The 8,883-nt window shown below is 53.1% G+C and carries 5 protein-coding genes and 5 pseudogenes; 5 read left to right on the top strand and 5 right to left on the bottom strand.

Features of this window, described 5'->3' with window-relative positions; translation table 11 throughout:
* Positions 1–641 (bottom strand): annotated as a pseudogene (locus DWB67_RS18395) (IS5 family transposase); the annotation flags it as partial.
* 330 nt (positions 642–971) lie between these two features.
* Between DWB67_RS18395 and DWB67_RS13940 the strand changes: the two are divergent.
* On the top strand, positions 972–1,211 hold the full coding sequence (locus tag DWB67_RS13940; protein ID WP_182911591.1) for a hypothetical protein: 240 nt from the start codon (positions 972–974) through the stop codon (positions 1,209–1,211).
* A 141-nt stretch (positions 1,212–1,352) separates the two neighbouring features.
* Here DWB67_RS13940 and DWB67_RS13935 read toward each other — a convergent pair.
* The 4 genes and pseudogenes from DWB67_RS13935 to DWB67_RS18635 form a co-directional block, all read right to left on the bottom strand.
* A pseudogene (locus tag DWB67_RS13935) lies at positions 1,353–2,441 on the bottom strand (IS3 family transposase).
* A gap of 459 nt (positions 2,442–2,900) precedes the next feature.
* Entirely contained in the window at positions 2,901–3,965 is a 1,065-nt protein-coding gene (locus DWB67_RS13930; protein WP_119808156.1) for a Gfo/Idh/MocA family protein, read from the bottom strand.
* 161 nt (positions 3,966–4,126) lie between these two features.
* Entirely contained in the window at positions 4,127–4,345 is a 219-nt protein-coding gene (locus DWB67_RS18640; RefSeq protein WP_119808155.1) for an integrase core domain-containing protein, read from the bottom strand.
* Between the two features lie 387 nt (positions 4,346–4,732).
* The gene (locus DWB67_RS18635; protein WP_119808154.1) at positions 4,733–4,936 is read right to left on the bottom strand and encodes a hypothetical protein; all 204 of its coding nucleotides are present in this window, start codon (positions 4,934–4,936) and stop codon (positions 4,733–4,735) included.
* 53 nt (positions 4,937–4,989) lie between these two features.
* On the opposite strand from DWB67_RS18635, the pseudogene DWB67_RS18385 reads away from it, so the two are divergent.
* The 4 genes and pseudogenes from DWB67_RS18385 to DWB67_RS13905 all read left to right on the top strand — a co-directional run.
* Positions 4,990–5,218 (top strand): annotated as a pseudogene (locus tag DWB67_RS18385) (IS3 family transposase); the annotation flags it as partial.
* A 101-nt stretch (positions 5,219–5,319) separates the two neighbouring features.
* Positions 5,320–6,586: pseudogene (locus DWB67_RS13915) on the top strand (IS3 family transposase).
* A gap of 254 nt (positions 6,587–6,840) precedes the next feature.
* Positions 6,841–7,908 (top strand): polysaccharide lyase family 7 protein, encoded by a 1,068-nt coding sequence (locus DWB67_RS13910; protein ID WP_119808153.1) that lies wholly within the window; start codon positions 6,841–6,843, stop codon positions 7,906–7,908.
* A 53-nt stretch (positions 7,909–7,961) separates the two neighbouring features.
* A pseudogene (locus tag DWB67_RS13905) lies at positions 7,962–8,825 on the top strand (IS5 family transposase).
* The last annotated feature ends 58 nt before the right edge of the window (positions 8,826–8,883 follow it).

The raw sequence follows: 8,883 nt of genomic DNA, 5'->3' as shown, positions 1-8,883 counted from the left end.
CAACCATATGGCGCCACTTGTAAGCGTCTGCGTCGTAGTTACGCTGTTGCTTTCGGTTTGATTTCGGTGGGATCACGGCGCATGCCCCACGTGCATCCAGTTCTTCCAGAAGCCAGTTCGCGTCAAACGCTTTATCTGCCAGAAGAGCCCCGAAGGGAACGTACGGATCAGTGGCGCGACGCCTTTTGTGTCATGTGCCTGCCCGGGCAATAATAGGAAACGGATCAGATTGCCGAGCGCATCCACAAGCGCGACGATTTTAGTCGTCAGACCGCCACGCGAGCGTCCGATGGCCTGAGCCTGAGTCCCCCTTTTGCGCCGGCTGCCTTCTGGTGAACCTGAACGATGGTGCCGTCGATGAGGGCATAGTCAAGGTCGGGGTCACCACTCATGGCTATGAAAAGGCTCTCGAAAACCCCTGCTTTCGCCCATCTGCGGAAGCGGCGGAACTGGCTGTTCCAGTTGCCGAAGGCGGGCGGCAGATCGCGCCATGGAGACCCGGTGCGAACGCGCCAGAACACCGTTTCCAGAAACAGACGGTTATCATTTGCAGTAGCCCCCGCGTCGCTGGCTTTTCCCGGCAAATGCGGCTCAAGCCGCCGCCACACACGACCCGTCACCACAAAGCGCTGCTCGTTCATCCCAACCTCCGTTTGGGAGATTTGAATCAGAAATCAAAATCTATGGGAAGTATGATTGTCCACGGGCCCTAATCGACAGACCCACAAATACGATCTTCGACGGGACTTGAAACTAGTATAGATAGGGGGGGCTCTCTGAGAAGAGCGCCCTGATGCCATTGACGCTGCTCGTAGAACTATCGCGCGCGATTATATCTTTTTATCGAATAGACAGAGTGATAATGAGTGCCTAATCAATCCCGGTGTTCGCTCTTATCTGACAGTCATCGGAACACCACAAACGTTCCACCGAAACAAAACGCACCGGAGACTGACACAATGAAAACCATTATGATCGCACTGACCGCCCTGACCATGGCAACCGGCGTTGCTGGCGCAGCCACCAATATGCGCAACGAGCGTCCCGACGCAACTTCCACCGCAGCGGCTGTCGATACTATGCAGGTTCGCGCTGACTCTGTGATGACCTCTGTCGAATTGACCCGCGCTGGCATTGCTGCTGACACTATGGTCACAATTACCTCGTTCCCGACCAACACGTCGGTCGCCATCAACAATCAGGATCGCTGATCGCGTCTTTCGGGCGATTTTCTGATCTTTATGCGCAAGACCGCTATATCCTGATCGGGGTACGGCGGTCTTTCTGTATCAGAGTTACAGGTTTTAAGCTGACAGCGCTTTTTGTCGGACAGTGCCTGTCCAGTATTCCTGTTAAATGGCGTCCACGGCCCTGCCCCCTTGCAATAGACGGTTCTTATCATACGCCTCAGCCGGCGTCCGCAGACCGGGTAATGGGTATGGGAATTTTCCATTGTAGAAGTTGATCCAGGCGCCGATCCCCCTGTAGGCCGCGGACCCTATCTCGAAAGCGTTCAGGTAGACGCATTCGCATTTGAGGAAACGCCACACCCTTTCGATCATCGGGTTATCGTTCCAGCAACCGTGTCCATCCATGGAGATATTCACCCTGGCGTCCAGCAGCACCCCGGAGAACTAGTTGTTGGTGAATTGCGACCCTTGATCAGAGTTACAGATCTCAAGTGACCCGTATTTTACTAATGCCACCCTCAGGGCCTCGACGCAAAAACCCGCGTCCATGGAGTTCGACAGCCGCCAGCTGAGCACCTTGCGTGCTTACCAGTCCATGCACAAAGTAGAAGAACGAACGACGCATTGGGATGTAGCTAATGTCCGTGCACCAACTTGGATGGAGCGGATGATGGCCAAATTCATGAGAAGATATGGTTATATCCGGTGGGCAGGGTGTTTCTTATTGGCCTTCGGCTCTTGGTAGGTCGGCACCAAATGCATAGACCTATTCAGTCGTCGTACACGGTGACGGCCGCAGTCATGCCCTTATCTTTGCATATGACGAGCCACCTGCCGCGAAGCGTACCAAGGAATTTTCGAGAACTGTCGGTCAATGATTTAAATAAAATCAGGTTCTCGGCACTTTCTCCGCTTGGGGAATACAGACTGGAGCGCCTCAGTGACAGCAGACGGCATTACCCCGGATGCTTGGATCAGGATTCGCCGCTTTTTGCCTGCAGTCCCGAGGATAAGGTTGAAGGCTGCGGACAAAAAATCCCGTTCCATAACCAGCTGGCCGATCCTGGCGTGCAGCTTCTCGACTTCCTTATCGGAGATCGTCGCCCCATCGAACGAGGCACTAACTTCGAACACAGACGCCATGTTCGTAATCGCAGTACACTTTCAGACGCTAATCATCGTCGGGTGAATGCCGTGCATCTTGGACAGCTTGGCCGTCGCAAGTTGCTCGCGGATGGCTTCTAGTACCACCTTTGTCTTGAATTACGCAGAACGGTGCGTTCGTATTGTCATCTCAGATCGGTCCTTCATCAATGCTTAAAGTTAACCACTGGTCCGCATTCCTGCGGCTGCCTCTGTGTTGAAGAGTTCACGATTACCATACAGAACTGCTGAAATGAGGCCCCCAGCCGGTATTCGAGCTGGCCAGCGCGCTGAACTTATCAGCGTTAAAGCAATGTGGCATACCCAAAATTTTGAAAAAACGACCGTATCTGGGTAAAGTGTTGTTTCGATGAGTTATATTTTGCGCAGATTTTAATGACGGTGGTTGAGCCAGCCACAGGGTGTGGAAGGATACCGCTCACGACTCGAAATCTGTACACACCGTCGTGATGCCCTGCATCCGATTCAGATACCTTACGTGTCTTGATAGGGTAACAAGTTCAGGCCGCCAGCATTGCTGGCGGCTATTTTTATACTGTCGTTCGTTTAATCAAGCCGATCTGGCACTATTGTAAAGGGACTGCCAAGTCTGGAAGATGTCTCGATCGCCTTGATGAGTTGATGGGAAATCAATGCATCTCTACCGGTCACCAACGGTTTTCGACCGTCACGTATTGCATCAACAAACTCCAAGATGACGGCTTGATGCCATTCATACTTACCACGGCACAATGCACCGTCACCATCAGCTATCATAGCTTTTGCTTCGACACTGGAAAGTCCATCGCGCCAGTTCACCTGTAGATCATCTTTATCGATCCGCAAGCTTGCATTTTCAAAGTGAAGCCGGATGACTTCGGTTCTATGTGGAAAGGCCGCAGTGCTGGCAACAAATGAGCCCGCAGCCCCGCACGCAAACCTCAATCCAGCAACAGCAAGGTCTTCCGCTTCCATTCGGTGTAATGGCGTGGTTGCGATCATTGCCTGAACACTTGCTACAGGACCAGTCAAACTGAGCGCAAAATCGATAGAATGGATGGCATTGGTCATCAGCACCCCACCACCATCACGTGCATATGTGCCGCGGCCCAACTCGTCATAATAGGATTGATCGCGCCAAAGCGGTATTGCGATTTCTACATGACCGAGTTTTCCGAGCGTGCCACCGGTGACATAACGTGTCGCTGCAATTGACGATGCGCGCATCCGGTGTTGGAAAACCATCCCGAGCGTGACGCCCGCGCGTTCGCAGATTTTAACGACCTCAACAGCTTCTTCCAGCGTTCGTGCCACAGGCTTTTCAAGAAGAATATGTGTGCCAGCACTTGCCAGCTCTTCGATCACCTCATTGCGAACGCTTGGTGGTGTTGCGACAATCGCAACTTGAATTGCGGGATCCGCGGCAACCGCTGTCAGGTTTGCTGTGAACTTGGGCGGCTCGTCGTTCCAGAAAGTTCCAAGATAAGCTGCACGTTCAGGCGTACGCGACACGATCGCCTTCAATTGCACATCATCTTTGGCAGCAGATAAGGCAGCGACATGCGTCTGCGCGATCATACCCGCCCCAATGAGTGCAACGCCAACCCGCCCTCGCGGAAGAGATTTAGCCATGCTCATTGATCCTGCGATTAACGTTTGAAACTTATCTTTCAGAAAGTGATACAACACTACTTCAGCTGCGGCGACCCCTGCATACAGAGGTGATCCTGAACTTTTGACCAGTTTTCCGCCTAGCTAAGCTATAGCATGTGTTTCATGTCATGCGGCGGCCTTCAAATGTTGATTGGGGTATTATCGGCCTCGCCGGGCGTCAGCAGCCCATGCGATGAGTGCGGGCGTTCAGCGTTGCAATAGGTGATCCATGCGCCGATCCCTTTGCGGGCCTCGGAGCCTGTCTCGAAGGCGTTCAAGTAGACGCACCCGTATTTCGCTGCGCGGTCCTTCGGCTCAACACCCGCCAGAAGCGTTCGATCATCCGGCTGTCGATCCATCGCCCGCGGCCGTCCGTCGAAATCCTGACCTTTATGTCGGTAACACCGGGGTGAAATCGGTAGTGGTTAAGTACGAGCCCAGATCCGAATTGAAGATCCCGGGCACCCCCGTATCTCGCCAGCGCCTCTTTCAGAGCCTCTATGCAGAATCCGGCATCCATAAATTTCAACAACCGCCAGCCAAGCACCTTCCCGCTATACGGGCCATGACTGTCACGAGGTACAGGAACCCGTGCCGCACCGGAATACATATGATGTCCGTGCACCAATCCCGATTGGCTCTTGTGATTGTCGCGTCTCTGATAAGATATTAATATATCTTGTGGGCTGGGTGCTTCTTGCCGGTCTTCGGCTCCTGGTAAATCGGCACAAGCCGCATCAGCCTCATTAAACGACGCGCAAGGTGACGGCCGCGCGTGCCGCCTCTCGTTGCATGTGACGGGCTATCTGCCGCGAGAAGTACCAACGCGTTTCCAGAATTTCCAAGAATACCAGGTTTCCGGCACTCTCACCGCGCGGGTGGTCATACAAACTGAAGCGGGTAAGTGCCACCTTCGCCTTTAGCTCAGCAGAATAGAGCTTTCGTTTCATCAGCCCAAGTCAGTACTTCGTCAGAAGTTAAGCATAGCAACTTGTCCGTATTCTTGCGACCACCTCTGTACCGCAACTTGGCTCACGTGCGGACCATGATTGATGTCTGTGACGCTGACGACAATACCGAACGCCCGCACTCGGCCTTGGACTACCCCCCCGACCCTGACTGCCATAATCACCCGCCCCGCTGCGCGAGATGAGAGGTCCGGGCCGCGGGCGATTGTCAATACCAAGCCGATTGGTGCAAACACAAACCGGTTTCAGGTCGCGGATGGATGAAAGGCTAGGGTTACTAAGAGGTGGCTCGGGAAAACTGAACAGCAGGGATAAGTGGATTTTCCGCGTAACAGCAGCATGATGCTGCAAGCGTGGAGATGACCATGACAAGACGACCGCGCCGGAATCACAGCCCGGCTCAAGGCAAAAGTCGCTGTAGCGGCAATCAAGGGTGAGCGAACTCTGATCGAGCTGGCGCAGGACTTTGACGTCCATCCAAACCAGATCAAACAGAGGCGTGACCAGTTGCTGGAAGGCGCGACCGGGGTATTCGGCGATGCTACGAAGGCTGAACTTGCGCCGGTGATCGACGTGAAGACACTGCATGCCAAAATCGGAGAGTTAGCGCTGGAGAAAGATTTTTTGTCCGGCGCGCGACGCACTGCGCGGTGAACGCCATTGGTTCGAGAGAACCGTGCAGGGGCCTGTTGCCGAGCGCAAAAAGATGATCGATCCTTCAGCAAAGCTCAGCGTCAGCCGGCAGGCCATCGTGCCGGGGATCAGCCGGGGGCAGCGTCTCTTACCAGCCGCGCCCGGTGTCAGATCCTGATCTGAAGCTGATGCACCGGATCGACAGGTTGCATATGGAATTCCCCTTCGCGGGCAGCCGGATGCTGCAAGGTCTGCTGGTGCAGGAGGGGTTCAAAGTGGGCCGGTTGCGTGTCGCCACGCTGATAAAGCGCACAGGGATCGAGGCACTGTATCGCAAGCCAAACATCTCGAAACCGGCACCGGGGAACACGATCTACCCCTACCTGCTTAGGAACCTGCCTGTGACCCGGCCCAACCAGGTCCGGGCGATGGACATCACATAAATACCCAAGGCGCGGGGCGTTCGGCATGGCCTCGAACCGATGGCGGCGCATGCCTCACTCTATCTCGCCGCCGTTCTGGACTGGCTCACCCGCCGCGTGCTGTCCTGGCGGGTGTCGATCACGCTGGAGGCAGACTTCTGCATTGAGGCCGTAGAGGAAGCGCTGGCCCGATACGGCAAGCCCGAGATATTCAACATGGAGCATGGTCGCGCCATCAGTTCGAGCGGCCATGCGACGTCAGGGCAGCCAATTTACCTCAACCGAACTTATCAAAGCTCTGGCGAGCCGGGAGATCAGGATCAGCATGGATGGCAAAGGGGCGTGGCGCGACACCGTCTTCGTCGAGCGCCTGTGGCGGACCATCAAATACGAAGAGGTTTACCTGCATGCCTACGACAGCGTCCCGCAAGCCCGCGCCTCCATCGGGCGCTATCTTGGCTTTTACAACAGCAGACGACCTCACTCATCGCTTGACGGCAAAACGCCCGATCAGGCCTACTTCAATCAGCAACTGCCAGACGTGGTGGCGGCGGAACCAAGGCGGAAAACCACTTAAGAAACGCCCGGAACCTGTTTAGACAAACCGAACCACCTCTCTATAAGAAGCCTCTGGACTTACGAAAAAAATAGGCCAAATATCAAATTCGTTACCGCGCCCAGACATGAGAGCCTTTAACAGGTTTTTGTAAATAAATGAAAAAGGATTTTAACACTGCTAAATTCTTCATATGCAATCATAATTAATTAAGATGTAATTTTTTTATATTTATAAATAAATAATTCCACCTAAATTTCCAAAGGAATATTGTTATGCTTATAGCTTCTACTATAAAATTCACGGCACTCTCGGCAGTTGTCGGAACCGCAGCTAGTTTTGTTTCACACGTGTACGCCCAACCTGTCGGCATTCCTGCTGATAAATTCGATCTAAGTCAGTGGAACATTACAGTACCACTGGACATGGATGGGGATGAGAAAGTCGATACGATTTCTGTTGCCGATCTACAAACCTACTCCCACCCTGATTTCTTCTATCTAAACGATAATGGTGAGATGGTGTTCACCACCCCGAACAAGGCAATAACGACACCGAACTCTTCCAATTCGCGAAGCGAATTAAGACAGATGCCCCGCGGTACAAATACAGAGCTTGGCACACATTCCCCGGGAAATAATTTTGCCCTACAGGCCAATCCCGCGGGTGAGATTTTTGGCGGAAGACTTAACGCGACACTAAAAGTCAATCACGTTGCAAAACGCGCAGGTTATCCGGATAAGTTTCCCGCCTATTCCATGGTTGTCGGTCAAATCCACGCTGATAAGAACGATGACCAGATCGCGGAAGGCAGAGGGTTTGGTTATGGTAACGAGCCGCTGAAGATCTACTACAAGAAATGGCCAGGCCATGAAAAAGGTTCGGTATTCTGGAATTACGAACGCAATTTATCGAAAGATAATCCCGATCGCGAAGATGTCTCATACCTTGTGTGGGGCAACAGCTGGGACAATCCGGCAGAGCCAGGCGACAGTGGAATTTCTCTAGGTGAAGAGTTCAGCTACGAAGTCAATGTTCACGGTGATATCATGTCGCTGACGTTCGAGGCTGCAGGCAAGGAAACAATGTATTTCCAGATCAATTTGGCGGACAATATTGGTCCCGACGGAAATCCCGATCCTAAAGACAATCCGAACGGATACGCCGAGGATCTTATGTATTTTAAAGCAGGTGCTTACGACCAGTGCAGTACCCAGGACTCTGAGGGAATGTGGTATCCCGCCTGCCCTGGTACTGGAGATTGGAACATAGATAAGACAAACGGGGATTACGCCAGCGTGTCTTTTTCAAAATTAGTGCTTGGGGAGGCGGTTCAGAAGTGAATAATTCCATTTACTAGGATCTGTTGACAAAAGGGATTCACGGCGGGGAATTGATGTGTTTCAAGCGGCTATCTGCAAAGGAAACCAGCTTGGCACGAAATCTTGTGTTGGACGAGGAGTGGATGTTTTTTGAACATTGCATTCGCACTATCCGGGCTCCGAACGGATGCAAACCAACCAATCACCACTTTGTTCTTGATGGGGTTTTCTGGATTATCAGAACTGGCTCCCCATGGCGCGATCTACCGGAGGAATTTGGCAAGTGGTCCAGCGTTTACCGGCAGTTCCGGCGCTGGACAGCGGCAGGACTCCGGGAGCAGATCATGGATGCCTTGCAAATGGTTGATAGCATCGTGATCCGCGCGCACCATCAGGCATCGGGGGCTAAAGGGGGACTTCGTGCCAGAGTTTCGGGCGCTCAAGACCGTCCGGTGGGAAAACGATCCGAAGGATCGTTTTCTGGACCACCTCCCACTTTACGACCAAAATTCATCTTCGCGTCAATGGCGAGGGATTGATCCGCCAGTGGTTCAACGACAATCCCGAGCGGCCTGCCGATGAGAACCGAGATCACGCCAAGCCAGTCATCCGATTACAAAGGTTTCGATCCGGTCATGACAGACAATCTTCCCGTGCCAAGCGTGATGCTCGCGGACAGAGGTTATGATGCTGACAGCATTCGTAAAAAGATAGAGGCGCGGGATGGGCTGACCCAGATCTCCATGCGCAAATCCCGCAAAATGAGCGTCGGTATAGACCACGCGCTCTATGCTCTGCGCAACCTTGTCGAAAGATGATTCCACAAGCTGAAAAACGCCCGGCGTGTTGCCACCCTTTACGATAAGACCGCCGAGAGCTTTCTTGGCTTCGCAGACATCACATCCATCCGGCTCTGGATCCGCCATTTGTCAACATGACCTAGGCCTCAGCCCTATGGCAAACGAGCATTCTTGTGTCAGTAGGAACCGTGCAGAC

Origin of the sequence: Paracoccus sp. JM45 (assembly GCF_003590715.1) — a bacterium.
Classification (GTDB): domain Bacteria; phylum Pseudomonadota; class Alphaproteobacteria; order Rhodobacterales; family Rhodobacteraceae; genus Paracoccus.
This window is presented reverse-complemented; position numbering and strand designations above follow the sequence as displayed.

Excerpts from the sequence above, each read along its gene's own strand:
- DWB67_RS13940 (WP_182911591.1), top strand. The coding sequence starts at position 972 with ATGATCGCACTGACCGCCCTGACCATGGCAACCGGCGTTGCTGGCGCA.
- DWB67_RS13930 (WP_119808156.1), bottom strand. The coding sequence starts at position 3,965 with ATGGCTAAATCTCTTCCGCGAGGGCGGGTTGGCGTTGCACTCATTGGG.
- DWB67_RS18640 (WP_119808155.1), bottom strand. The coding sequence starts at position 4,345 with ATGGATCGACAGCCGGATGATCGAACGCTTCTGGCGGGTGTTGAGCCG.
- DWB67_RS18635 (WP_119808154.1), bottom strand. The coding sequence starts at position 4,936 with ATGAAACGAAAGCTCTATTCTGCTGAGCTAAAGGCGAAGGTGGCACTT.
- DWB67_RS13910 (WP_119808153.1), top strand. The coding sequence starts at position 6,841 with ATGCTTATAGCTTCTACTATAAAATTCACGGCACTCTCGGCAGTTGTC.